We start from the raw sequence: 23,783 nt of genomic DNA, 5'->3' as shown, positions 1-23,783 counted from the left end.
CCCACGCTGCGCCGCGCCTTGCCCGTGGTCGATGAAAACGTTTACATGGAAGATTAGCGCAAGCGGCCGCCGGCATTCATGCTGCACGGCCGCAGCTGCATTCCACAGGAGAGATGACGATGGCCCAGGTCCGCCTCGACGGCGTCCGCAAGGTCTACGACAACGGCTTCGTCGCCGTGAAGGGCGCCGACTTCGAGGTCGCCGACGGTGAGTTCCTGGTGCTGGTCGGACCCTCTGGCTGCGGCAAGTCGACGCTCCTGCGCATGATCGCGGGGCTGGAGTCGATCAGCGAGGGCACGCTCGCGATCGGCGAGCGGGTGGTCAACGACGTCGCGCCCAAGGACCGCGACATCGCCATGGTGTTCCAGAGCTACGCGCTCTACCCGCACATGAGCGTGGCGGAGAACCTCGCCTTCGGGCTCAGGCTGCGCGGCCAGTCGAAGGAGGAGATCGCGCGGCGCACCGCCGAGGCGGCGGAGATCCTGGGCCTGGACACCATGCTCGAGCGCAAGCCGGGGCAGCTCTCGGGCGGCCAGCGCCAGCGCGTCGCGCTGGGCCGCGCCCTGGTGCGCGACCCGGCGGTGTTCCTGCTCGACGAGCCGCTGTCCAACCTCGATGCCAAGCTGCGCACCTCGATGCGGGTGGAGATCGCGCGCCTGCACCGCCGGCTCGGGGCGACCATGATCTACGTCACCCACGACCAGATCGAGGCCATGACCCTCGGCCAGCGCATCGTGGTGCTCAAGGACGGCGAGGTGCAGCAGATCGACACGCCGATGAACCTCTACGACCGGCCCGCCAACCTGTTCGTGGCGGGCTTCCTCGGCAGCCCGGCGATGAACCTGTTCGACGGCGAGGTGGCCGCCGACGGCACCCTGCGCCTGCAGGGGCGGCCGGTGGCGCTGGACCCGGCGCAGTCGGCCGCACTGGCCGGCCATCGCGGACGCCGCGTCGTCGTCGGCATTCGTCCCGAGCAGCTGCACGTCGGCGGCAGCGATACCGCCGGGGCGATCCGGGTGCGCCTCGACGTGGTCGAGCCGGTCGGCAACGAGGTCTTCCTCTACGCCAGCGCCGACGGCCGCGAGGTGATCGCGCGGATGCCGCCCGGCGCGGAACTGCCGACGCCGGGCGCCGAGCTGACGCTGGCGTTCGAGCCGGCACGGCTGCACTTCTTCGATCCCGACAGCGAGCGCCGCATGCCCGCCGCGCCGTCCGCCGCCGCGGCCTGAGCCGCTCAGGCGGTGTGCCGGGTCGGCATCGGGCACAGCATCGGAATCTCGCCCTGCGCATGGCGCACGGCCTTGTCCTGCAGCATCCGCGCGTCGGCGACCGCGAAGGCGCGGCGCAGCGAATGGCCGCGCTCGGCGCAGGCGATCCCGAGGCTGACCTGCAGCCCCGCCGCATGCAGGGCCTCGCGCAGGCGCGAGAGCACCTCGTTGCGCTGGCTCCGGTGCACGCCGTCGAGCAGCAGGGCGAACTCGTCGCCGCCGAGCCGCGCCACGGTGTCGCTGGGCCGGACCAGGCGCGCGAGCACCTGCGCCACCTGCACGAGGAGCGCATCACCGGCTTCGTGACCGACGTTGTCGTTGACGTGCTTGAGCCCGTCGACGTCGGCGACCACCACCGCCGCGCTGGCCTCCTCGCGGACCAGCTTGCGCTGCCCACCTTCGATGGCCGCGTCCCAGCCGCGCCGGTTCGCCAGCCCGGTCAGCGGATCGGTGCGCGAGGCGGTCTCGGCCTGCTCCGCGCGGCGCTCCACCGCGTCCAGCCGCGCGCGCAGCGCCAGGTAGGTCGACAGCACGCGCGCGGCCAGCACCATGCGCTGCTCGTGCGCGGCCACGTCCAGCGCCAGCGCGCGTCCCGACCAGCCGCAGAGCACGCCGAACAGGCGCCCGTGGTGGTCGACCAGCGGCACGCCGGCATAGGCGCGCATGCCGAAGCGAGCCACGCAGGGCCGGTCGGCATAGGCCTCGACCGCACCCACGTCCGCCACCACGTACGGGCAGTCGCCCACCGCCATGCGATGGCCGATGGTGCCGCGCCACGGCAGGCGCTCGGCCACCCGCGGAGCACCGTCGCCGGCGGCATCCACCGCCTCCACGACCAGGGCGTCGCCCTCCAGGCGCGCGGCCATCCAGTTGTCCAGGGGCGATCCTTCGCGGGCAATCGTGAGCGCACTGCTGCAGACGTCGCGCAGGGACGCGAACGGCTCCAGGGGCTCGAACCCGTCGTCTCGGTGCATCGGTGGGGAAGTCCTGCCGCCGGGGGGAGCGGATCGGTGCAGACTAGCCAGCGCCGCGGCGCGCAGAGTGAACGCCACGTCGAGATGTGCGGGATCGTGCGGTGCATCACGTCCCGGCCCCGCTGCTATCCTCGGCGGCCCTCCATCCGACGAAGGACGACGCCATGCGCCGCCCGCGAACCGCTGCCCTGCCCCGCCTCGCCACGATCCTGCTCGCGCTCGTCGTCGCCGGCTGCGGCAGCGGCGAGGTGCGCCGGATCTTCCCGCCGCAGGCGAGCATCCAGCAGCTCCAGGTCGAGTCCGACGGCAGCTGGACGATCGACCTGCGCATGCAGAACTTCAGCACCGTGAGCATGCAGTTCGAGCAGGTCGAGGCCGCGCTGACCCTCGGCGGCGTCGAGGCCGGGCGCATCGAGGTGGCGCCGGCCATGTCGATCGGCCGCTTCGCCGCCGACACCACGCAGGCCCGCCTGCAGCCCACGCCGGAGGCGCGCGCGGCGATGGAGAAGGTGCTGGCCGGCCGCACCGGCGTCCGCTATCGCTTCGAGGGCCGGATCCGCACCGGCGAACCCGACGACCGTGAGTTTCCTTTCGAATTCAACAGCCTGCTGAACCCGGTACCGGGCCTCGCCGGCACCCTGCGCTGACGCCGCGGCGCCGCGCGACGCCCTTCCCCGCATCGAGTGGATCCATGACCCGCTATACCGCTCCCCTGCGCGACTACCGGTTCGCGCTGTTCGACGTGCTCGGCCTGGAGGCGCAGTCCGCCCGCCTGGGCAACGAGGCCGACCGCGAGACGGTCGAGGCCGTCCTGGAGGAGGCCGCACGCTTCGCCGGGCAGGTGCTCGCGCCGCTCAACCAGGCCGGCGACGAACACGGCTGCAGCTTCGATGCGGCCACGGGCGAGGTGCGCACGCCGCCGGGCTTCCGCGAGGCCTATGCGCGCTTCGTCGAGGATGGCTGGCAGGGCCTGACCGTGCCGGCGGAGATCGGCGGGCAGGGCCTGCCGCTGATGGTCGACGCGGTGTTCAAGGAGATGCTCGACGCCGCCAACCTCTCCTGGAGCACCTATCCGCTGCTCTCGCACGGCGCGATCGAGGCGCTGCGCCACCAGGGTGAGGACTGGCAGAAGCAGGCCTTCCTCACGCCCATCGTCGAGGGCCGCTGGACCGGCACCATGTGCCTGACCGAGCCGCACTGCGGCACCGACCTCGGCCTGCTCAAGACGCGCGCCGAGCCGCAGGCCGACGGCAGCTACGCGATCACCGGCACCAAGATCTTCATCAGCGCCGGCGAGCACGACTTCACCGAGAACATCGTGCACCTCGTCCTCGCCCGCCTGCCCGATGCGCCGCCCGGGGTGAAGGGCATCTCGCTGTTCCTCGTGCCGAAGTTCCAGGTCGGCCGCGACGGCGCCATGGGCGCCCGCAATGCGGTCCGCTGCGGCGCGATCGAGCACAAGATGGGCCTGAAGGGCTCGGCCACCTGCGTCATCAACTTCGACGGCGCGCAGGGCTGGCTGGTCGGGCAGCCGCACCGCGGCCTGCAGGGCATGTTCATCATGATGAACTCGGCGCGCCTCGGCGTCGGCGTGCAGGGCCTGGGCCTGATGGAACGCGCCACCCAGAACGCCCTGGCCTACGCGCGCGAGCGCCTGCAGATGCGCGCGCTCGGCGGGCCGAAGCTGCCGGAGAAGCCGGCCGACCCGATCATCGTGCACCCCGACGTGCGCCGGATGCTGCTGACCAACAAGGCCCTGACCGAAGGCGCGCGCCTGCTCGCGGCCTACGCCTTCGCCCAGCTCGACGAGCACGAGCGCGGCACCGATGCCGACGGCCGCGCCCGCGGCGAGGCGCTGGCCGGCTTCCTCACGCCGATCGTCAAGGGCTGCCTCACCGAGTGGGCGGTGGAATGCACCTACAACGCGATCCAGGTCTACGGCGGCCACGGCTACATCCGCGAGCACGGCATCGAACAGTTCGCGCGCGACGCGCGCATCACCACGCTTTACGAGGGCACCACCCAGATCCAGGCCAACGACCTGGTCGGGCGCAAGCTGCTGCAGCTCAAGGGCGCCGGCCTGAGGCTGTTCCTGGCCGAGATCGAGCGCTTCTGCGCCGACCACGCCTCCGATGCCACCCTGGCCGAATTCGTGGCGCCGCTCGGCGAGGCCGCCGCCGACTGGGCGACGCTGACGCAGGAGGTGGTGACGCGCGCCGGCACCGATCCGGAGGAGATCGGCGCCGCCGCGGTCGACTACCTGTTCTGCTCGGGCTACGTCGCCCTGGGCTACTGGTGGGCGCGTGCGGTGGCGGCGCTGCGCGGCGGCGACCAGCCCGAGGCCTTCCGCAGCGCCAAGCTGGAAACCGCGCGCTTCTACTACGGCCGCATCCTGCCGCGGCGCCTGGCGCATGCCGCGGCCATCCGCAGCGGTGCCGGCACGCTCATGCGCCTGGACGCCGCCGCGTTCGACGCCTGAAGCCGTCCACGGGCGCGGTGCCGGACGCCCCCGGCGCCGCGCTTGTCAAACCGTCACGGTTTTGCTCTATGCTCGGCCTTCGATGCCGGGTCAGACGCCCCTGCCGATCGCATTCCCCGCGGATCCCGCCGCGGGCGCCCGCGTCTCCGTGCTGCATCCGAAGCCCCGCGTGCTCTGCCTCGACGCCCAGGGCCACATCCTCGACTGGATGAGCTGGCAGGACGCGGTCTGCCTCTACGTGCGCGACGCGGTGGTGTGGACGCTCGGCGAACCCTGCATCACCGTGCACGGCGGCCACAACCGCGCCTCCGACCGGCAGAGCGTGATCGAGCTGCACCCGATCGTGGCCGCCCGCGGCCACGCCAAGCCGCGGGCGCTCAACCCGTCCCCGGCTTTGAGCAATCCGGCGCTGTTCGCCCGCGACGCCTACCTGTGCATGTACTGCGGGCGCGAGGTCCAGCGCGCCCAGCTCACCCGCGACCACGTCCACCCGATCTCGCGCGGCGGCCGCGACGTCTGGGAGAACGTCGTCACCGCCTGCCTGGCCTGCAATTCGCGCAAGGGCGGGCGCACGCCGCAGCAGGCGGGCATGCCGCTGCTGGCGGTGCCGTTCCGGCCGAGCTGGGTGGAGCACCTGATCCTCAGCAACCGCCACATCCTCGCCGACCAGATGAGCTTCCTGCGCAGCCACCTGCCCCGGAGGCGGCGCCCGCAGGCCTGAACCCGGGGGCCGGCGCGCCGCGGCCATTCCTCGCCCTTTCCTTGCCGCTCACCTGCGCCGGGGCGACAATCCGCGGATGATCGACGCAACGCGCTATCCGCGCCTCTCGCGCATCGACAGCCCGGCCGACCTGCGCACGTTCGACGAGTCCGAACTGCCCGCCATCGCCGACGAGCTGCGTGCCTACCTCATCGAGCAGGTCTCCCGCGCCGGCGGCCACTTCGGCGCCGGGCTCGGCGTGATCGAGCTCACCGTGGCGCTGCACTGGCTGTACCAGACGCCGGAGGACCGCATCGTCTGGGACGTCGGCCACCAGTGCTACCCGCACAAGATCCTGACCGGCCGCCGCGACCGCATCCACACGGTCAAGCAGAAGGACGGGCTGGCGCCCTTCCCCAAGCGCAAGGAGAGCGTCTACGACACGCTCGATGTCGGTCATTCCTCGACCTCGATCTCGGCCGCGCTGGGGATGGCGCTGGCGCTCGAGGCCGAGGGCGATCCGCGCCAGGTGGTGGCGGTGATCGGCGACGGCGCGATGACCGCCGGCATGGCCTACGAGGCGCTCAACCACGCCGGCGGGCTCGAGCCCGAGCCCAACCTGCTGGTGATCCTCAACGACAACCAGATGTCGATCTCCGAGAACGTCGGCGGGCTGACCCGCATGCTCGGCCGGATGATGGGCAGCAGCACGCTCAACGCGGTGCGCGAGGGCGGCAAGAAGCTTCTCGGCGACAAGAGCAACCCGGCCGCGCGCTTCGTGCGGCGCTGGGAAGAGCACGCCAAGGGCATGTTCGTGCCCTCGACCCTGTTCGAGGAGATGGGCCTGCACTACACCGGGCCGATCGACGGCCACGACATCGGCGCCCTGGTCTCGACCCTGCGCACGCTGAAGAAGCTCAAGGGCCCCAAGCTGCTGCACGTGGTCACCACCAAGGGCAAGGGCTACGACCTCGCCGAGGGCGACCAGATCGGCTACCACGCCGTGTCGCCCTTCGATCCCGAGGTGGGCCTGGTCGCCAAGAAGGGCCCGTCGAAGCCGAGCTACACCCAGATCTTCGGCGACTGGCTGTGCGACATGGCCGCCGCCGACGCGCGGCTGATGGGCATCACCCCGGCGATGCGCGAAGGCTCGGGCCTGGTGCGGTTCTCGAAGGAGTACCCGGGCCGCTATTTCGACGTCGCCATCGCCGAGCAGCATGCGGTCACGCTCGCCGCGGGGATGGCGCTGGAAGGCGCCAAGCCGGTGGTCGCGATCTACTCGACCTTCCTGCAGCGCGCCTACGACCAGCTGATCCACGACGTCGCCCTGCAGGAGCTTGACGTGCTGTTCGCCATCGACCGCGCCGGCGTGGTCGGCCCCGATGGCGCCACCCATGCGGGCAGCTTCGACCTCTCCTTCCTGCGCTGCATCCCGAACATGGTGCTGATGGCGCCGGCCGACGAGAACGAATGCCGGCAGATGCTGACCACCGGCTTCCGCCACCCCGGCCCCGCCGCGGTGCGCTATCCGCGCGGCACCGGCCCCGGCGCCGCGATCGCGCCGACGCTGGACACGCTGCCGCTGGGCCGCGCCGAGGTGCGCCGCCGCGGCTCGCGCCTGGCGCTGCTGGCCTTCGGCCCGCTCGTGCAGGTGGCCGAGGACGTCGGCGCGGCGCTGGACCTGACCGTGGTCAACATGCGCTTCGTGCGCCCGCTCGACGAGGCGCTGCTGCGCGAGCTTGCCGGCACGCATGCCGGCTTCGTCACCCTGGAGGACAACGCGATCGCCGGCGGCGCCGGCAGCGCGGTGGCGGAGTTCCTGGCGTCGGAGGCGATCCTCCTGCCGGTACAGCACCTCGGCCTGCCCGACCGCTTCATGGAGCACGCCGCGCGCGAGGAGCTTCTCGCCGAAGCCGGGCTCGACGCGGCGGGGGTTCGCGACGCGATCCAGGCGCGCTTCAAGGACGCGCTGAAGCCGGCCTCCGGCGTACGCAGCGCCGCGGGCTGACCGGCCCTCCTCCTGCAGGAGCGGCTTCGGCCGCGAGCTCTGCGCCTCCGGATCCCGTGGCGGTGGGGCCTCGCGGGTCGTGCGCCCGTGCCCCGATCGAGCCGCACGGCTGCTCCACGCCGGTCGCGGCTGAAGCCGCTCCTACAACAGCCCGGGCGCCTCGTCCTGCCGTCGCCTTCTGCTGTTGCCGTTGCCCTTCCGGGTCGCGTGAGGCGCGGCAGACGCGTGCAGGATCAGCCGCGAAGCAGGACGCCCGCGACGGGTTCCCCGCGGCAGGATGCTGGCCACGCCTTTTGTGGGAGCGGCTTCAGCCGCGACGGGCGCAGGGACCGGCCGCCGACCATGTCGGGGCTGAAGCCCCTCCCACAGGAAGGCTGGCGGGCGCCCGGGCCGGTCGCGGCTGCGGCCGCTCCTACGGCGAGGTTTCCGCGGCGCGGCCGAGGGTGACGCGATCGCGGGCCTCGAGGTCCTGTTCGGTCGCGACGGACCGGAAGCCGGCGGCGGCGAGGATCGCGCGCACCGGCGCACCCTGGGCCAGGCCGTGCTCGACCAGCAGCCAGCCGCCCGGCTCGAGGTGTGCCGGCGCGGCGGCGGCGATGCGGCGGATGGCGTCGAGCCCGTCCACGCCGGCGACCAGCGCCGAGCGTGGCTCGTGGCGCAGGTCGCCCTGCTCCAGGTGCGGGTCGTCGGCGGCGAGATAGGGCGGATTGCTGGCCACCAGGGCGTAGCGGCGACCGGCCAGCGGCGCGAACCAGTCGCCGGCGTGCAGCTCGACGTTGCCGATCCCGAGCGCATCGCGATTGCGTCCTGCGACCGCCAGCGCCTGCACACTCGCGTCCACCGCATCCACGCGGGCCGCGGGACGTTCCGATGCCAGCGCCAGCGCGATGGCACCGGAGCCGGTACCGAGGTCGGCGACGCGCACGGCGGCGTCGGTCGGAATGCGGGCGAGCGCGAGCTCGACCAGCAGTTCGGTTTCCGGCCGCGGCACCAGCACCCCGGGCGCGACATCGAGCTCCAGCGTCCAGAACCCGCGGCGGCCGAGCAGGTAGGCCACCGGTTCGCCCGCCGCCCGGCGCGCGAGCAGCGCCTCGTAGCGCGCGACGGCGGCCGCGTCGAGCGCATCGTCGCGGTGGGCGATCAGCCAGGTCCGCGGCCGCCCGAGCGCGTGCGCGAGCAGCAGCTCGGCATCGAGGCGCGGGCTGTCGCCGCCGGCGAGGCGGCGCGCGCCGGCGGCGAGCAGTGCGGCGGGCGTCATCCGCGCGGCGCGGCCACGCCCGCCTCGCGCTGCGCATCGCGCAGCGCCCCGCACAGGCCGATCTGCTCCACCGCCTGGTCGAGCGCGCGCGGGCCGCCTTCCATCGCCGCGACCCGTGCGGAGAAGGCCTTGCGCAGCGACGCGGCGTCACCGGCGCCGCACAGGCCGATCGCGTCGACCCGTACCAGGCGCGCGCCGGAGGGAGACAGCCGTGCCTCGAGCTCGGTCCAGTGGGTGTCCAGCCAGGTGCGGGTCGAGGCGCGCAGCGCCGCCCGTCCCATCTGCGCGTCGAGCAGCGGCAGGACCTCGTTGCGGCGCAGGACGTCGGGCTCCAGCAGCAGGGCGCGGGCGCGCCCGGCGAGGACGGGATCGGTGAAGCGGCCGAGGGCGCGCAGCAGTTCGCTGCGCAGGGTGGCATCGGCGCTCGCGCGCAGGTGGCGTTCGATGACCGCGAACGTGTCGGCGTCGCCGGCATCGGCCGCCATCGCCAGCGCGGTGCCGCGCAGGTCGGGCGAGACTGCGTCCGGATCGAGCGCGCCGTCGCCGTCGATGCCGAGCACGCGCCGGCCCTGCGCCGCGAGCCGGGCGCGCAGCTCGGGATCCTCGACCACCGCGGCCAGGAAGCCGGCCAGCTCGCTGCGCAGCAGGCGGACTTCGTCGGCCTCGCCCTCCCGCGGCTCGAGCCCGATCGCCTGCAGGCGCGGCCGCCACGCGGACCCGACCCGCTTGCGGATGGCCGCGGCCGTGGCGGGATCGTCGACGAGGGTCTCCAGGATCCACTCGATGCGCGCGAACGGCGCGGTCACCGTCTGCCGCGCCTCGGCGCCGGCCAGCGGGGCCGCGGCCGCAAGGAAGCCCGCCGTGTCCAGGGTGCCCGTCTGGTAGGCGGCATCCAGCGAATCGGCGAACGCGCGCTGCTCGCGCGGATCGAGGCGGTCGAAGTTGGCGGCGAGCGCGGCGCGGTCGTCGGCGGCGAGGTCGAAGCGGTAGTAGCCGTTGGCACCGGCGTTCGGCATCACGAAGGCGGGGCAACGCCCGCCGGGCAGCGCGATGCGCGCGCGCGCCTCGGACACCAGCTGGCAGGTCGGGCCGGCGCCGTCGGTGCGCACGCAGACCGGGATCCCCCATTGCTGCCCGCCCTGCGCGCGCGAGCCCAGCGGCAGGAAGCGCGACTGCTCGACCTGCAGCGCCGGCGCGGCGGGATCGTCGCAGTCCAGCGCCGCCTTCAGCAGCGGCACGCCGGGCTGGTCGATATAGCCGGCGAAGGCGGCGCGCACGCGCGCCGGATCGTCGCTGCGCGCGGCGACCGCGGCGATCAGGTCCTGCGCGGTGGCATTGCCGCGTGCATGGGCCCTGAGGTAGTCGCGCACGCCCTGCCGGAAGGCGTCCTCGCCGATGAAGCGCTCGAACATCGCCAGCACCGCCCCGCCCTTCTGGTAGGTGATGCCGTCGAAGGCCGCGGAGACGTCGGTGAAGTCGTGCACCGGTTCGCCGATGCGCCGGGTGCTGGCGAGGCTGTCGGCCGCCATGGCGCCGTAGGCCCCCTCGAGCAGGCCGCGGTCGGTGTGGAAGCCGGGCTGCAGCTGGCCGACGATCTTGTTGCCCATCCAGGTGGCGAAGGCCTCGTTGAGCCAGAGGTCGTTCCACCAGGGCATGGTGACCAGGTTGCCGAACCACTGGTGCGCGAGCTCGTGCGCATGCACGCCCCAGTAGGCCTGCTTCTGCCGCGTGCCGGAGTCCTCGTCGAGCAGCAGCAGGCTGTCGCGGTAGACGATCAGGCCGGCGTTCTCCATCGCGCCGGCCCAGAAGTCGGGAGCGGCGAGGATGTCGAGCTTGTCGAACGGGTACGGGATGTCGAAGTAGGTTTCCAGCGCATCGACGATCGCCCCGGTGTGGGCGAGCGCGTAGTCCAGCTCGCCGCCACGGCCCTCGGCGGCGATGCCGCGCAGCGGCAGCGGCACCTCGCGCACCGCGTTCGGCGGCAGGTCCGGCGCATCGACCACGTCCCAGGGGCCGACCGCGAAGGCGATCAGATAGCTCGGCAGCGCCTCGGTGCGGGCGAAGCGCAGGCGCTTGAAGCCGCCGCCCGCGTCCTCCTCGGCGACCTGGCGGGTGTTGGCGACGGCGACCTGGTCCTGCGGGACGACGAGGCTGATGTCCCAGGGCGTCTTGAACGAAGGTTCGTCGAAGCCCGGGAAGGCGTTTCTCGCGCCCAGCGGCTCCATCTGCGTGACGACGTAGTCGTTGCTGTCCGGGCGCACCTTGTAGGCGCCCTGCAGCTGGCCGTAGGGCGCCGCGTATTCGATCTCGATGCGCGCCCTGCCCGCCGGGATCTCGGTCGGCGCGGTCAGCGCCAGCACCCCCGACACGTGGACCTGCTCGACCTTCAGCGGCAGCCGCTCGCCGCCCTCGACCACGATCGCCGCGCGCGCGATGTCGAGGTCGCGGCCGTGCAGCCAGAGGCGCTCGGTGGGGCGCTCGACATCGACGTCCATGCCCGCCCGCCCCTGCATCCGCGCCGTTTCCGGATCGATCCGCAGCTCGAGCGTGCGGTGGCTCGGCTCGACGCTGCGCGGCAGGCGCCCGGTCGGCACCTCCGCATCCGTCTGCGCGGCCAGCGGCGCCGCGGCGATGGCCGCAATGGCGAACGCCATGGCCCGGCAGAGCGCGTTCGCGCGGAAGGTCGTCGACATGCGGCCGGTCTCCGTGTTGGAAACCGGCGAGCTTAGCGCGTCAGGCGGCTCCGGCCAGTTCGGCACGACCCGGTCCGGCGCCGGCGTCGCGCGGCTGCTCGAGGGTCACCGCCAGCGCGTTCACCACCGCGGCGATGCGCACGGCGCTCTGCACGGCCTCGGCGCCGACGGCGCGCTCGCGCAGCACCTTCTCGTGCGAGTCCATGCACAGGCCGCAGCCGTTGATCGCCGACACCGCCATGGCCGCGAGCTCGAAGGTGAGCTTGTCGATGCCCGGATCGGCCAGCACGCCCACCCGCAGGCCCGCGCGCAGGCCGCCGTACTCGCGGTTGGAGACCAGGTGGGTGAAGCGGTAATAGATGTTGGTCATGCCCATGACCATGGTGACGCTGCGCACGCCGTCCAGTTCGCGCTCGTCGAGCTCCTCGGCGGCGAAGGCGGTGATCGCCTCGGTCAGCGGCCGGTGCCGCGCGGCGATCGCGGAGGCCAGCGCCACGGCGCGGATCTGCTTGGCGTCGAGCCCGGGGCTGCCGCGCTCGGACAGCACGCAGTCCAGGTTCTGGCGCAGGTCCCCGGCATAGGCGGGCAGCGCGTCGATGACGGTCTCGAGTCTCATGGTTCCTCTCCTCGTGCGTCGCTATGGCTGCGACTGTCGCATCGAGGATACGCGGCACCGGGCGGAGGCCAAGCCGCAGAGACGCTGGCGGCGATCGCCTCCGGATCGATAGCATGAATCAATCAAAACGATTCCATTCATCGATTTGATCGATCCTGGCCGGATCCGTAGCATGGCGGGCTCGTTGTTCACCCCACCAGCAGAGGAAGACGAATGTCCCTGATCAACACCCCCATCAAGCCGTTCAAGGCGACCGCTTTCCACAACGGGAAGTTCATCGACGTGAGCGATGCCGACCTCAAGGGCAAGTGGTCCGTCGTGATGTTCTATCCGGCCGACTTCACCTTCGTCTGCCCGACCGAGCTCGAGGACCTGGCCGACCACTACGAGCAGTTCCAGAAGCTCGGCGTCGAGGTCTACAGCGTGTCGACCGACACCCACTTCTCGCACAAGGCCTGGCACGACACCTCGCCGGCGATCGGCAAGATCAAGTTCCCCATGATCGGCGACCAGAACCTGTCGATCAGCACCAACTTCGAGATCCTGCGCGAGGGCCAGGGCCTGGCCGACCGCGGCACCTTCGTGATCGATCCGGACGGCGTCATCCAGCTGATCGAGATCACCTCCGAGGGCGTGGGCCGCAGCGCGTCCGAGCTGCTGCGCAAGGTCAAGGCCGCGCAGTACATCGCCGCCCATCCGGGTGAGGTGTGCCCGGCCAAGTGGACCGAGGGCGAGAAGACCCTCGCCCCGTCGCTGGACCTGGTCGGCAAGATCTAAGGCCGTCCCCTGCGTCCGGACGCCACGCGCGTCCGGACGCTTCCGGTGCGCCCGCAGGCAGCCGATCGCGCGCCGCCCGCGCCCCCGAACCCTCCCCGAAATTCCCGGAGCACGTCATGCTCGACGCCACCCTCAAGTCCCAGCTCAAGGCCTACCTTGAGAAGGTCACGCAGCCGATCGAGATCGTCGCCTCGCTGGACGACAGCGAGAAGTCGGGCGAGATGTCGGCGCTGCTCTCCGACATCGTCGGCCTGTCCTCGCAGATCACCCTGATCGAACGCCGCGACAGCGACGCGCGCACGCCGTCGTTCTCGATCGGCCGCCCCGGCCACGACATCGGCCTGCGCTTCGCCGGCATCCCGATGGGCCACGAGTTCACCTCCCTGGTGCTCGCGCTGCTGCAGGTCGGCGGGCATCCCTCCAAGCTCGCGCAGGACGTGCTCGACCAGATCCGCGGCCTCGAGGGCACGTTCCACTTCGAGACCTACTTCTCGCTGTCCTGCCAGAACTGCCCGGACGTGGTCCAGGCGCTGAACCTGATGGCGGTGCTCAACCCCAACGTCACCCACACCGCGATCGACGGCGCGCTGTTCCCCGCGGAGGTCGAGTCGCGCCAGATCATGTCGGTGCCGACGATCTACCTCAACGGCGAGGTCTTCGGCCAGGGCCGCATGGGCGCCGAGGAGATCGTCGCCAGGCTCGACACCGGCGCCGCCAAGCGCGACGCCGCGCGCATCGCCGCGCAGGCGCCCTACGAAGTGCTGGTGATCGGCGGTGGCCCGGCCGGCGCCGCGGCGGCGATCTACGCCGCGCGCAAGGGCATCCGCACCGGCGTCGCCGCCGAGCGCTTCGGCGGCCAGGTGCTCGACACCATGGCGATCGAGAACTTCATCTCGGTGCCGGAGACCGAGGGCCCGAAGCTCGCCGCCGCGCTCGAGCAGCACGTGCGCGAGTACGAGGTCGACATCATGAACCTGCAGCGCGCCGAGGCCCTGGTGCCGGCGTCGGCGGAGGGCGGCCTGCACGAGGTGAAGCTGGCCAACGGCGCCTCGCTGAAGGCCAGGACCCTGGTGCTGGCGACCGGCGCGCGCTGGCGGCAGATGGGCGTGCCCGGCGAGGACCAGTACCGCAACAAGGGCGTGGCCTACTGCCCGCACTGCGACGGCCCGCTGTTCAAGGGCAAGCGGGTGGCGGTGATCGGCGGCGGCAACTCCGGCGTCGAGGCCGCGATCGACCTCGCCGGCATCGTCGAGCACGTCACCCTGATCGAGTTCGACGCGAAGCTCCGCGCCGACGAGGTCCTGCAGCGCAAGCTGCGCAGCCTGGCGAACGTGGTCGTGATCACCTCGGCGCTGACCACCGAGGTCACCGGCGACGGGCAGAAGGTCACCGGACTGGTCTACAAGGACCGCACCTCGGGCGAGCAGCACAAGGTCGAACTGGCCGGGGTGTTCGTGCAGATCGGCCTGCTGCCGAACACCGAGTGGCTCAAGGGCGCGCTGGACCTGTCGCCGCGCGGCGAGATCGAGGTCGACAGCCACGGCCGCACCTCGCTCGCGGGGGTGTTCGCCGCCGGCGATGCCACCACCACGCCCTACAAGCAGATCGTGATCGCGATGGGCGAGGGCTCCAAGGCCGCGCTCAGCGCCTTCGACCACCTCATCCGCACCTCCGCCCCGGCCGCGGCCGGCGCCGCGCAGGCCGCGTGAGGCATCCGGCGGCCGCGCCAGCGGCCGCCGAGTCAGCCGGGCGGCCGACGGCGCGGTGCGGAGGACCGCATCGCGTCCTTCGACGGCAGCTGCCGTCCCGCCAGCACAGGAGTCCGCCATGAACCTGCGTGACCTCAAGTACCTGGTGGCCGTCGCCGACCACAAGCATTTCGGCCGCGCCGCGGAAGCGTCGTTCGTCAGCCAGCCGACGCTGTCGACGCAGATCCGCAAGCTCGAGGAGGAGCTCGACGTCATCCTGATCGAGCGCGCACCGCGGCGGGTGATGCTCACCCCGGTGGGGCTGGAGATCGCCGACCGCGCGCGGCGGATCCTGGCGCAGGCGGAGGAACTGCGCGACATCGCGCGCCGCAGCCACGATCCCGAGGCCGGCACCGTGCGCCTGGGCATCTTCCCTACGCTCGCGCCCTATCTCCTGCCGCACGTGGTGCCGCAGGTGCGCACGCGCTTCCCGCGGCTGGAACTTCTGCTGGTCGAGGAGAAGACCGAGCTGCTGCTGACACAGCTCCGCGAGGGCCGGCTCGACGCCGCGATCCTGGCCCTGCCCCTGCACGACGAGCCGCTGCACGTCGAACCCCTGTTCGACGAGCCCTTCGTCCTCGCCGTACCGGCCGGCCACGCGCTGGCGCGCCGCGCCTCGCTGAACATGGACGACCTCGGGCGCGAGAGCCTGCTGCTGCTCGAGGACGGCCACTGCCTGCGCGACCAGGCGCTCGACGTCTGCCGGCTCGCCGGCGCCGACGAACGTTCCGGATTCCGCGCCACCAGCCTGGAGACCCTGCGGCAGATGGTTGCCGCCGAGGTCGGCATCACCCTGCTGCCGACGCTGGCGGTGAAGCCGCCGGTCGCGCCGTCGCCGGCGATCCGGCTCATCCCCTTCGACGACGACGCGGTGCCGAACCGGCGCATCGCCATGGTGTGGCGGCGCTCGTCGGCGATGCACGGCTTCCTGATGAAGCTGGCACAGCAGTTCAGGCTCGCACCCGAGCTCCTCGCGGCGCCGATGCAGCCGCGCGCGGCATCGCCGTCCCTCGCCGCGGCGAGCTAGACCCGCACCTTCAGTCGCGCAGCACAGCGTGCAGCGGCGACGGCCCCGCCCAGTGCGCGCGGCCGCCCAGCGTGGCGATCTCGACCAGCACCGCGGCGCCGACCACCGCACCGCCCAGGCGTTCCACCAGGCGGCGCGAGGCCATCAGCGTACCGCCGGTGGCGAGCACGTCGTCCATCAGCAGCACGCGCTGCCCCGCCGCGACCGCGTCGGCATGGATCTCAAGCCGGCCGCTGGCGTACTCGAGCACGTAGTCCTCGACCAGGGTCTCCGCGGGCAGGCGCCCGGGCTTGCGGATCGGCACGAAGCCGCAGCCCAGCCGCAGCGCCGCGGCAGCGCCGAGGATGAAGCCGCGCGACTCCATCCCCACCACGAGATCCGGCGGATCCGCACGCCACGGCGCCACCATCGCATCGACGGCCGCGGCGAATGCGGCGGCGTCGGCCAGCAGCGGGGTGATGTCCTTGAACAGCACGCCCGGCTGCGGGAAATCCCGCACCGGGCGCACCAGGGCGGCGAGCCGGGCCGCCGCGTCGCTCACGCGGCGGTCCCGATCGGGCAGCTCACGCCGGTGCCGCCGAGCCCGCAGTAGCCGTTCGGGTTCTTCGCCAGGTACTGCTGGTGGTAGGTCTCGGCGTAGAAGAACGGGACGTCGCGGCGGATCTCGGTGGTGATCGCACCGTAGCCGGCCTCCGCCAGACGGGCCTGGAAGGCCTCTCGCGACGCCTCGACCGCAGCGAGCTGGGCGTCGTCGTCGACATAGACGGCCGAGCGGTACTGGGTGCCGGTGTCGTTGCCCTGGCGCATGCCCTGGGTCGGATCGTGGTTCTCCCAGAACACCTTGAGCAGCGCCTCCAGGCCGACCACGGCCGGGTCGTAGACCACCAGCACCGATTCCGTATGCCCGGTCTGGCCGCTGCAGACCTCCTCGTAGCTCGGGTTGGGGGTGTAGCCGCCGGAATAGCCGACCGCGGTCGCGACCACGCCGGGGATCGACCAGAACTTGCGTTCGGCGCCCCAGAAACAGCCCATGCCGAACTGCACCCGCGCCAGCCCCTCGGCGAACGGGCCGACGATGGGACGGCCGGTGACGAAGTGGACGGGCTCCACGCGCAGCGGCGTCGCCCGCCCGGGAAGCGCCTTGTCGGGCTGCACCATGCGCTGCTTGAACGCGCCGATGCCGAGCAGATGGTCGAGCATGGGAAGGCTCCTTCGTCGGGAGGTCCGGAGATGGCGGCTGCCGCGGCGGGGTTCAAGCGGGGGAATGGAGCGGGAACCCGGGAATCGGGAATCGGGACCTGCAGGTCGCGTGGTCGGGCCGCAGTCTGCCCGTCTGCACGCGCGAGGCATCCGGCGCCGCCGTCACCTCGCCATTCCCGATTCCCGATTCCCGATTCCCGATTCCCGATTCCCGCGCCCCGTTCCCCGTTCCCCGTTCCCGCCTCCCGCCTCCCGCCTCCCGCACCTCAAGCCTGCAACACCCCGTCGTCCAGCGTCCGCCCACCGTCCTCCGCCGCGGCGGCCTGCGCCTCGCGCAGCGCCGCGTCGACCTCGGCGACGATCCCACGCGCCCGCTCCAGCGCCGATTCCGGCACGCACACCGCGACCAGGCCCGCCACGGGCAGTTCGCCCATCGCGCCGGTCAGGTGTTCGCCACGCACGAAGGCGGGAATGCCGGCCTGCTCGAGCGCACCGCGCACCAGGTGCGCGTCGATCAGATGGGCCGCCTCGTACACCACGCGCATGCGCTTCCCCGGTCGCTGGATGCGGTCGAGGATAGTCGCCGCCGGCCGGACCCAATGTGATGGATCGTGCGCGGCAGCCTGCCGGTGACGTCCTCGGCAGGCCGCGCACGGCGCCCCCGCCGTCACCGCGCAGCACCCGCGCGCGCCTGCCGCCGCGCGCGGCGAGCCGGTAGACTGGGCGATCCGCCGCGTACCGCTCCGCGGCGTCCCCGCCTTCCGCACGCCCGCAGACATGACCGACGCCACCTCGCCGGACGCACCGCGTCAGGACTTCATCCGCCAGATCGTCCGTTCCGACCTCGCCGAAGGCCGCCAACAGACGGTCCGCACGCGTTTCCCGCCGGAGCCCAACGGCTACCTGCACATCGGCCATGCGAAGGCGATCTGCCTGAGCTTCGGCGTCGCCCGCGAGTTCGGCGGCACCTGCAACCTGCGCCTGGACGACACCAATCCGGCAAAGGAGCTGCCGGAGTACGTCCGCGCGATCCAGGAGGACGTGCACTGGCTGGGCTTCGACTGGGCGAACCTGCGCCATGCCTCCGACTATTTCGAGGTGTTCTACCTGGCCGCCGAGAAGCTGGTGCGCGAGGGCCACGCCTACGTCGACGACCTCTCCGCCGAGGAGGTGCGCGACCACCGCGGCACCCTGACCGAGCCCGGCCGCAACTCGCCCTGGCGCGAGCGCAGCCCGGAGGAGAACCTCGACCTGTTGCGGCGGATGCGCGCCGGCGAGTTCGCCGACGGCGCCAAGACCCTGCGCGCGAAGATCGACATGGCCAGCGGCAACATCAACCTGCGCGACCCGGCGATCTACCGGATCAAGAAGGTGCCGCACCAGAACACCGGCGACGCCTGGCCGATCTACCCGATGTACGACTACGCGCACTGCCTGTCCGACGCCATCGAGGGCATCACCCACTCGCTGTGCACGCTGGAGTTCGAGGACCACCGCCCGCTGTACGACTGGTTCGTCGACCGCGTCGACCTCGCCGGCTCGCCGGAACTCCTGGCGCCGCTGCGCGAGCGCGGCATCGACGACGCCGCCTCCAAGCCGCGCCAGATCGAGTTCTCCAGGCTGTCGCTCAACTTCAACATCACCAGCAAGCGCAAGCTGATGACCCTGGTGCAGGAGGGCCTGGTCGACGGCTGGGACGACCCGCGCATGCCGACCCTGCAGGGCCTGCGCCGGCGCGGCTTCCCGCCGGCGGCGCTGCGCCTGCTGGCCGACCGGGTCGGGATCAGCAAGCAGAACTCGGTGACCGATTTCTCGGTGCTGGAAGGCTGCGCGCGCGAGGTGCTCGACGCCGCCGCGGCGCGCCGGCTGGCGGTGATCGACCCGCTGAAGCTGGTCATCACCAACCTGCCCGAGGACCACGCCGAGCAGCTGGTGTTTCCGAACCATCCGAAGGACGAGTCCTTCGGCACGCGCGCGGTGCCGTTCTCGCGCACGCTGTGGATCGAGCAGGACGACTTCATGCGCGAGCCGGTCAAGGGCTTCCACCGGCTCAAGCCGGGCGGCGAGGTGCGCCTGCGCGGGGTCGGCATCGTGCGCTGCGACGAGGTGGTGGTCGACGGCGAGCGCGTCACCGAGCTGCGCTGCACGCTGGATCTCGACACCCGCCCCGGCATGCCCGGCGCCGACCGCAAGATCAAGGGGACGATCCACTGGGTCAGCGCGCTGCACGCGCTGGACGCCGAGGTTCGGCTCTACGACCGCCTGTTCGACGTGGCGGACCCGGACGACGACGCCGACGGCAAGGGCTACCGCGATCATCTCAATCCAGAGGCCAAGCGCGTGGTGCGCGGCTTCGTCGAGCCGTCGGCGGCCGAGGTCGAGCCGGAGACGCGGCTGCAGTTCGAGCGGCTGGGCTTCTTCGTCGCCGACCGCCGCGACCATTCGCCGCGGCGGCCGGTGTTCAACCGCGTGGTGACGCTGCGCGACGTGTGGGCGCGGCGCGAGGGCTGATCCGACCCGCGGGCGCGGCCCTCACCCGGCCGTGCCTACCCTGCCCCACCCCACCTGGAGGAATCGCCATGCGCATCCTGTTCCTGGCCCTGCTGCTGCTCGCCACCGCCGCCTGCGCACCGACGCCAGGCAACGCGGCGCCGCCGACCGCTGGCGCCGCCGCGACGGCGGAGGACGACGCCGGACGCATGCTCGGCGACATCGGCCGCAGCGCCGCGCCCGGCGCGGTCGATACCTCCTGCACCACCGACGCCGACTGCACGGTCAAGAACGTCGGCAACTGCTGCGGCGAGTTCCCGTCCTGCGTCAACGTCGACAGCCCCACCTTCCCCGAGCAGGTGCAGGCCGCGTGCGGCAGCCAAGGCCGGATGAGCGTGTGCGGGTTCCGCGAGGTCGCCGGCTGCAGCTGCGTCGACGGCCGGTGCAGCAACGAATACGGCAGCGCGCGCGGCGTCGAGCCGGTGGTGCGCTGATGCTGTACGCGCAGGTCCACCTGACGCTGCCGGCGTGGGTGCACGAGGCGGTCGACGCCGACGCCGCCTATCCGGACGACGAGGCCAAGGTGGCGCTCGCGATCCGGCTGTCGGCGCTCAACGTGGAGCACGGCAGCGGCGGTCCGTTCGGTGCGGCGGTGTTCGCCGGCGACGGCCGGCTGGTGTCGGTGGGCGTCAACCGGGTGCTGCCGCAGTCGACCTCGGTCGCGCACGCGGAGACCATGGCCTGGATGCTCGCCCAGCAGCGCCTGCAGCGCGCCCGGCTCAACGAGGGCGGCGGGCGCTTCGTGCTGGCGACCTCCTCGCAGCCCTGCTGCATGTGCTACGGCGCGGCGTTCTGGGCCGGCATCGACGAGCTCCTGATCGGCGCGCGCGCCGAGGACGTGGAGGCGCTGACCGCCTTCGACGAGGGCCCGCTGCCGGCCGACTGGAGCGGCGAGCTGGAACGCCGCGGCATCGCCGTGCGCCGCGACATCCGCCGCGACGAGGCGCGCGCGGTGCTGCGCGCCTACGGCACCGCCGAAGCCGGCCGCTACTGAACCCGGCCACGTGAGCGACGGCCTGCTCTGCTACTGCCGCGCGGGGTTCGAACCCGAGCTCGCGGCCGAACTCGCGCAGCGCGCCGGCGATGCCGGCCTCGGCGCCTGGCCGCGCACCGAACGCGGCAGCGGCGTCGTCGAACTGCTCGGCGCCGACGGCCACCAGCTCGCGCGGGCCCTGCCCTGGCGCGGGACGATCTTCGCGCGGCAGTCGCTGCAGCGCCTGGCCGAGCTGCGTGGGCTGGATCCGAAGGACCGCCTCGCCCCGATCCTCGCCGCCGTCGCCGCCAGCGGCCTGCACTTCGGTGCGCTGTGGGTGGAGCATCCGGATTCCGATGCGGGACGGCCGCTCTCCGGCCTCGCCCGCGCCTTCGGCAATGCCCTGCGCCCGGCGCTGCGCAAGGCGGGCCTGCTCGCCGCGCAGGACGACCCCGCGCTGCCGCGCCTGCACGTGTGCTTCCTCGCCGGCGACCACGCCCTGCTGGCGCTCGGCGACACCCGCCACAGCGCGCCGTGGCCGCTGGGCATCCCGCGCCTGCGCACCCATGCCGACGCGCCCTCGCGCTCGGCGCTGAAGCTCGACGAGGCGATCGCGGTGCTGCTCGACGAGGGCGAGCGCGAACGCCGGCTGGCGGCGGGCATGTACGCCGCCGACCTGGGCGCCGCGCCCGGCGGCTGGAGCTGGATCCTGGCGCGGCGCTACCTGCGCGTGTGGGCGATCGACAACGGGCCCCTCGCCGCCTCGGCGCATGCCACCGGGCTGATCGAGCACGTGCGCGCCGACGGCTTCCGCTGGCAGCCGCCGCAGACGCTGGACTGGATGGTCTGCGACATGGTCGAGCAGCCGCGCCGCGTCGCCGACCGGATGGCGACCTGGCTGCGCGAGGGCTGGTGCCGGCAGACGATCTTCAACCTCAAGCTGCCGATGAAGAAGCGCTGGGACGAGACGGCGCTCTGCCTCGACCTGCTGCGCGAGCGCGCCGGCATGCCGCTGGAGATCCGCGCGCGCCAGCTCTACCACGACCGCGAGGAGATCACGGTCTTCGCCGCGCCCGCGCGCTAGCGGCGGCTCAGCCGCCGACCGCGTGGCGCGCCAGCAGCGGCCCGAGCCCGGGCAGGCGCCCGGCGAGGCCGAGCGCGCGGCCGCGCAGCAGGGTCGGCAGCAGGGCGTCGTTGGAGAAGGCGCGGTTGATCGTCTCGAAAGCGTGCGCCGAGAGCACGTTGTCGCTGCGGCGCGCGCGCTGCCACGCGGCCAGGCGTCGGCTCGCGCCGATGTCGCCGCCACGCCGGAGCGCCGCACGCACCGCGGCCTGTAGCGCGGCCACGTCGCGCAGCCCGAGGTTCACGCCCTGCCCCGCCAGCGGATGCACCACGTGCGCCGCATCGCCGCACAGCACCACGCGGCCGGCGACGTAATGCCGCGCCAGCACCCGCCGCAGCGGGAAGGCCGCGCGCGGCGACAGCGGCACGACCTCGCCCAGGCGCGCATCGAAGCCGCGGGTGACCTCGGCGCCGAAGGTCGCGTCGTCGAGCGCGGCGACCCGCTCCGCCTCGTCCTGCGGCAGGCTCCAGACGATGGAACTGACGTGGCCGGCCTCGGCGCCGTCGAGTCCGCCCTCGGCCGACGGCAGGAACGCCAGCGGCCCGCCAGGCAGGAAGCGCTGCCAGGCGGTGCGCGCATGCGGACGCGCCGTGCACACGTAGCCGACCACGCCCTGCTGCCGGTAGTCGCGGGTATCGACGGCGATGCCGAGCAGGCCGCGCACCGCCGAAGCCGCACCGTCGGCCGCGACCACCAGCCGCGCACGCAGCCGCGCGCCCGATTCCAGGGCGAGCGTCGCGCTGGCGTCGTCCTGCGCCACCGCGCTCACTCGCTCCGGGCACAGCACGCGCACGCCTGCGGCCGGCAGCCGCGCCCACAGGCGGTCGACCAGCAGCGCATGTTCGACGATCCAGCCGAGCTCCTCGCGGCCGAGGTCGGCGGCGTCGAAGGCGAGCTCGCCGCCGCCGGCCGCGTCCCACACGCGCATGCGCCGGTAGGCGGCGGCGCGGGTGCCGGCGATGTCCGCCCAGACACCGAGGCGGTCGAGCAGGCCGGCGTTGTCGGGCGCGAAGGCATAGACCCGCAGGTCCGGCGGCGCCGCCTGCCAGGGCGCCGGCGCGCGCGCCTCGACCAGGGCCACGCGCAGGCCCTCGGCCGCGAGCGCGAGCGCCGCCGCACTGCCGACCACGCCGGCGCCGACCACCGCCACGTCCAGCATCTCGCGCGCGCTCATGCCACCTGCTCCGGGCGGCCGCGGAAGCCCATGGCACCGGCCACCAGCGGATCGCGCAGCGGCGGCAGCAGGTCGACGGCGAGCAGGCCGAGCCCGCGCAGCGCGGCCAGCAGGCGCGACGGGTTGGAGGTGATGCGGGCGAGGCCGTCGCTGAACGCCAGCGTCCGCGTACGGTCGGCCGTGCGCGCGGCGGCGTAGCCGGCGAGCACGTCGGCGGCGCCGGGATCGGCGCGCCCCGCGATCGCGGCGGCCAGGCCCATGGCGTCGCGCAGGCCGAGGTTGAAGCCCTGCGCACCGACCGGATGGATGGTCTGCGCGGCGTTGCCCACCAGCACCGCGCGCGGCGCGACCAGCGCGTCGGCGACGGTGCGTACGAGCGGATAGGCCGCGCGCGCGCCGACCGCGGTGAGGCGCCCGGCGCGCCAGCCGATGCGCGCCTGCAGGAACTCCAGGTAGGCCGCATCGTCGAACGCGGCCACCGCCTCCGCCTCGTCCGCGGCGACGCCGCAGACCGCGCCGTAGCGCCCGTCCGGGCGCGGCAGCAGCGCGGTCGGGCCGTGCGGGCCGAAGCGCTCCCAGGCGCCGCCGTCCGGCGCGCGCTGCGCCGCCACGCTGGAGACGAACAGGACCTGCCCGTAGTCGTGCCGCGCGACGCCGATCCCCAGCGCCTCGCGCACCACGCTGCGCGTGCCGTCGGCGGCGACCAGCAGGCGCGCCGTGAGCCGCTGCGGTCCGCCTTCCGTCTCGACCTCGACGGTGCGCATGCCGTCGGCGAGCGCGCCGACGTCGCGCAGCCGCGCCGGCCGCAACCGGGTCACCGCGTCCAGGGACGCCAGCCGCCGTTCCAGCGCCTCGCCGAGATCGCGCGCGACCACCACCGCGCCGAAGGCCTCGCGGCCATAGTCCCGCGCGACCAGCCGCACCGCGCCGAAGTCGCCGGCGCGGCTGACGTGGATGCGCCGGATCGGCGCGTGGCGCGGCGCCAGGTGCGGCCACACGCCGAGTTCCGCGAGGGTGGCGACGCTGCCGGCGGCCAGCGCGAGGTTGCGCTGGTCGAAGGTCGACGGCGGCGCGGGCGTGGTGCCGGGCGGTTCCGCCTCGACCAGGCCGATGCGGAGGCCCGAGCCCTCGAGGGCGCAGGCGAGACTGGCGCCGACGAGGCCGCCGCCGACGATGAGCACATCGAAGCGCGTAGCGCTGGATTCGCAGGTCATG

21 protein-coding genes are annotated in these 23,783 nt (G+C 73.1%); 12 read left to right on the top strand and 9 right to left on the bottom strand.

What is annotated here, in order from left to right:
• Window positions 1-119 precede the first annotated feature (119 nt).
• A complete protein-coding gene (locus KB893_RS03220) occupies window positions 120-1,229 on the top strand; it encodes an ABC transporter ATP-binding protein (protein ID WP_211927105.1) in 1,110 nt (369 codons plus the stop codon).
• 5 nt (window positions 1,230-1,234) lie between these two features.
• Here KB893_RS03220 and KB893_RS03215 read toward each other — a convergent pair whose 3' ends face one another.
• Entirely contained in the window at window positions 1,235-2,242 is a 1,008-nt protein-coding gene (locus KB893_RS03215; RefSeq protein WP_211927104.1) for a GGDEF domain-containing protein, read from the bottom strand.
• 164 nt (window positions 2,243-2,406) lie between these two features.
• Between KB893_RS03215 and KB893_RS03210 the strand changes: the two genes are divergently transcribed.
• From KB893_RS03210 to dxs, 4 genes are all read left to right on the top strand, one after another.
• Window positions 2,407-2,889: an LEA/WHy family protein gene (locus KB893_RS03210; RefSeq protein ID WP_211927103.1), complete on the top strand. Its 483-nt coding sequence runs from the start codon at window positions 2,407-2,409 to the stop codon at window positions 2,887-2,889.
• Window positions 2,890-2,933: 44 nt separating this feature from the next.
• On the top strand, window positions 2,934-4,721 hold the full coding sequence (locus KB893_RS03205) for an acyl-CoA dehydrogenase C-terminal domain-containing protein (RefSeq protein WP_213173431.1): 1,788 nt from the start codon (window positions 2,934-2,936) through the stop codon (window positions 4,719-4,721).
• Between the two features lie 82 nt (window positions 4,722-4,803).
• The gene (locus tag KB893_RS03200) at window positions 4,804-5,442 is read left to right on the top strand and encodes an HNH endonuclease (RefSeq protein WP_211928129.1); all 639 of its coding nucleotides are present in this window, start codon (window positions 4,804-4,806) and stop codon (window positions 5,440-5,442) included.
• A gap of 76 nt (window positions 5,443-5,518) precedes the next feature.
• The gene (gene dxs, locus KB893_RS03195) at window positions 5,519-7,429 is read left to right on the top strand and encodes a 1-deoxy-D-xylulose-5-phosphate synthase (protein WP_211928130.1); all 1,911 of its coding nucleotides are present in this window, start codon (window positions 5,519-5,521) and stop codon (window positions 7,427-7,429) included.
• A 412-nt stretch (window positions 7,430-7,841) separates the two neighbouring features.
• On the opposite strand, the gene prmC is transcribed toward dxs, so the two are convergent.
• The 3 genes from prmC to KB893_RS03180 are packed head-to-tail and all read right to left on the bottom strand — an operon-like array spanning window position 7,842 to window position 11,996.
• Complete coding sequence (prmC, locus tag KB893_RS03190; protein ID WP_211928223.1) at window positions 7,842-8,687, bottom strand: peptide chain release factor N(5)-glutamine methyltransferase; 846 nt, start codon at window positions 8,685-8,687, stop codon at window positions 7,842-7,844.
• A complete protein-coding gene (locus KB893_RS03185; protein ID WP_213173430.1) occupies window positions 8,684-11,380 on the bottom strand; it encodes a M1 family metallopeptidase in 2,697 nt (898 codons plus the stop codon). Before KB893_RS03185 ends, prmC begins: the two co-directional genes overlap by 4 nt.
• A 40-nt stretch (window positions 11,381-11,420) precedes the next feature.
• Window positions 11,421-11,996, bottom strand: coding sequence for a carboxymuconolactone decarboxylase family protein (locus tag KB893_RS03180; RefSeq protein ID WP_211925854.1), 576 nt, complete (start codon window positions 11,994-11,996; stop codon window positions 11,421-11,423).
• Between the two features lie 213 nt (window positions 11,997-12,209).
• On the opposite strand from KB893_RS03180, the gene ahpC reads away from it, so the two are divergent.
• The 3 genes from ahpC to KB893_RS03165 all read left to right on the top strand — a co-directional run bounded on the left by ahpC (window position 12,210) and on the right by KB893_RS03165 (window position 15,548).
• Window positions 12,210-12,773: an alkyl hydroperoxide reductase subunit C gene (gene ahpC, locus KB893_RS03175; RefSeq protein ID WP_211925853.1), complete on the top strand. Its 564-nt coding sequence runs from the start codon at window positions 12,210-12,212 to the stop codon at window positions 12,771-12,773.
• Window positions 12,774-12,889: 116 nt separating this feature from the next.
• Window positions 12,890-14,482 (top strand): alkyl hydroperoxide reductase subunit F, encoded by a 1,593-nt coding sequence (ahpF, locus tag KB893_RS03170; RefSeq protein WP_213173429.1) that lies wholly within the window; start codon window positions 12,890-12,892, stop codon window positions 14,480-14,482.
• Between the two features lie 118 nt (window positions 14,483-14,600).
• A complete protein-coding gene (locus tag KB893_RS03165) occupies window positions 14,601-15,548 on the top strand; it encodes a LysR substrate-binding domain-containing protein (RefSeq protein WP_211925856.1) in 948 nt (315 codons plus the stop codon).
• Window positions 15,549-15,558: 10 nt separating this feature from the next.
• On the opposite strand, the gene KB893_RS03160 is transcribed toward KB893_RS03165, so the two are convergent.
• From KB893_RS03160 to KB893_RS03150, 3 genes are all read right to left on the bottom strand, one after another.
• Window positions 15,559-16,089: an adenine phosphoribosyltransferase gene (locus tag KB893_RS03160; protein WP_211925857.1), complete on the bottom strand. Its 531-nt coding sequence runs from the start codon at window positions 16,087-16,089 to the stop codon at window positions 15,559-15,561.
• Window positions 16,086-16,736, bottom strand: a complete 651-nt coding sequence (msrA, locus tag KB893_RS03155; RefSeq protein WP_211925878.1) for a peptide-methionine (S)-S-oxide reductase MsrA — start codon at window positions 16,734-16,736, stop codon at window positions 16,086-16,088. The genes KB893_RS03160 and msrA overlap by 4 nt, the downstream gene beginning before the upstream one ends.
• A 278-nt stretch (window positions 16,737-17,014) precedes the next feature.
• Window positions 17,015-17,293 (bottom strand): putative signal transducing protein, encoded by a 279-nt coding sequence (locus KB893_RS03150; protein WP_211925858.1) that lies wholly within the window; start codon window positions 17,291-17,293, stop codon window positions 17,015-17,017.
• Between the two features lie 232 nt (window positions 17,294-17,525).
• Between KB893_RS03150 and KB893_RS03145 the strand changes: the two genes are divergently transcribed.
• From KB893_RS03145 to rlmM, 4 genes are all read left to right on the top strand, one after another.
• Window positions 17,526-19,259, top strand: coding sequence for a glutamine--tRNA ligase/YqeY domain fusion protein (locus tag KB893_RS03145; protein WP_211925859.1), 1,734 nt, complete (start codon window positions 17,526-17,528; stop codon window positions 19,257-19,259).
• Between the two features lie 68 nt (window positions 19,260-19,327).
• Window positions 19,328-19,732: a hypothetical protein gene (locus tag KB893_RS18190; protein ID WP_246505269.1), complete on the top strand. Its 405-nt coding sequence runs from the start codon at window positions 19,328-19,330 to the stop codon at window positions 19,730-19,732.
• Window positions 19,732-20,292, top strand: coding sequence for a nucleoside deaminase (locus KB893_RS03135; protein ID WP_211925860.1), 561 nt, complete (start codon window positions 19,732-19,734; stop codon window positions 20,290-20,292). Before KB893_RS18190 ends, KB893_RS03135 begins: the two co-directional genes overlap by 1 nt.
• Window positions 20,293-20,302: 10 nt before the next feature.
• Entirely contained in the window at window positions 20,303-21,355 is a 1,053-nt protein-coding gene (rlmM, locus tag KB893_RS03130) for a 23S rRNA (cytidine(2498)-2'-O)-methyltransferase RlmM (protein ID WP_211925861.1), read from the top strand.
• Window positions 21,356-21,362: 7 nt separating this feature from the next.
• Here rlmM and KB893_RS03125 read toward each other — a convergent pair whose 3' ends face one another.
• Window positions 21,363-22,568 (bottom strand): FAD-dependent oxidoreductase, encoded by a 1,206-nt coding sequence (locus tag KB893_RS03125; protein ID WP_211925862.1) that lies wholly within the window; start codon window positions 22,566-22,568, stop codon window positions 21,363-21,365.
• On the bottom strand, window positions 22,565-23,782 hold the full coding sequence (gene ubiH / locus KB893_RS03120; protein WP_246505268.1) for a 2-octaprenyl-6-methoxyphenyl hydroxylase: 1,218 nt from the start codon (window positions 23,780-23,782) through the stop codon (window positions 22,565-22,567). The genes KB893_RS03125 and ubiH overlap by 4 nt, the downstream gene beginning before the upstream one ends.
• Window position 23,783: the final 1 nt, after the last annotated feature.

Origin of the sequence: Coralloluteibacterium stylophorae (assembly GCF_018122625.2) — a bacterium.
GTDB lineage: Bacteria > Pseudomonadota > Gammaproteobacteria > Xanthomonadales > Xanthomonadaceae > Coralloluteibacterium > Coralloluteibacterium stylophorae.
The sequence above is the reverse complement of the archived record's forward strand: the minus strand, read 5'-3'. Positions and strand labels throughout refer to the sequence as shown.

Bases quoted from the DNA above. Each gene is read 5' to 3' on its own strand.
- dxs (WP_211928130.1), top strand. From the start codon at position 5,519: ATGATCGACGCAACGCGCTATCCGCGCCTCTCGCGCATCGACAGCCCG.
- KB893_RS03125 (WP_211925862.1), bottom strand. From the start codon at position 22,568: ATGAGCGCGCGCGAGATGCTGGACGTGGCGGTGGTCGGCGCCGGCGTG.
- ahpC (WP_211925853.1), top strand. From the start codon at position 12,210: ATGTCCCTGATCAACACCCCCATCAAGCCGTTCAAGGCGACCGCTTTC.
- KB893_RS03135 (WP_211925860.1), top strand. From the start codon at position 19,732: ATGCTGTACGCGCAGGTCCACCTGACGCTGCCGGCGTGGGTGCACGAG.
- prmC (WP_211928223.1), bottom strand. From the start codon at position 8,687: ATGACGCCCGCCGCACTGCTCGCCGCCGGCGCGCGCCGCCTCGCCGGC.
- KB893_RS03205 (WP_213173431.1), top strand. From the start codon at position 2,934: ATGACCCGCTATACCGCTCCCCTGCGCGACTACCGGTTCGCGCTGTTC.
- KB893_RS03180 (WP_211925854.1), bottom strand. From the start codon at position 11,996: ATGAGACTCGAGACCGTCATCGACGCGCTGCCCGCCTATGCCGGGGAC.
- KB893_RS03210 (WP_211927103.1), top strand. From the start codon at position 2,407: ATGCGCCGCCCGCGAACCGCTGCCCTGCCCCGCCTCGCCACGATCCTG.
- KB893_RS03215 (WP_211927104.1), bottom strand. From the start codon at position 2,242: ATGCACCGAGACGACGGGTTCGAGCCCCTGGAGCCGTTCGCGTCCCTG.
- KB893_RS03200 (WP_211928129.1), top strand. From the start codon at position 4,804: ATGCCGGGTCAGACGCCCCTGCCGATCGCATTCCCCGCGGATCCCGCC.
- KB893_RS03145 (WP_211925859.1), top strand. From the start codon at position 17,526: ATGACCGACGCCACCTCGCCGGACGCACCGCGTCAGGACTTCATCCGC.
- KB893_RS03220 (WP_211927105.1), top strand. From the start codon at position 120: ATGGCCCAGGTCCGCCTCGACGGCGTCCGCAAGGTCTACGACAACGGC.
- KB893_RS03165 (WP_211925856.1), top strand. From the start codon at position 14,601: ATGAACCTGCGTGACCTCAAGTACCTGGTGGCCGTCGCCGACCACAAG.
- KB893_RS18190 (WP_246505269.1), top strand. From the start codon at position 19,328: ATGCGCATCCTGTTCCTGGCCCTGCTGCTGCTCGCCACCGCCGCCTGC.
- ubiH (WP_246505268.1), bottom strand. From the start codon at position 23,782: ATGACCTGCGAATCCAGCGCTACGCGCTTCGATGTGCTCATCGTCGGC.
- ahpF (WP_213173429.1), top strand. From the start codon at position 12,890: ATGCTCGACGCCACCCTCAAGTCCCAGCTCAAGGCCTACCTTGAGAAG.
- KB893_RS03185 (WP_213173430.1), bottom strand. From the start codon at position 11,380: ATGTCGACGACCTTCCGCGCGAACGCGCTCTGCCGGGCCATGGCGTTC.
- KB893_RS03150 (WP_211925858.1), bottom strand. From the start codon at position 17,293: ATGCGCGTGGTGTACGAGGCGGCCCATCTGATCGACGCGCACCTGGTG.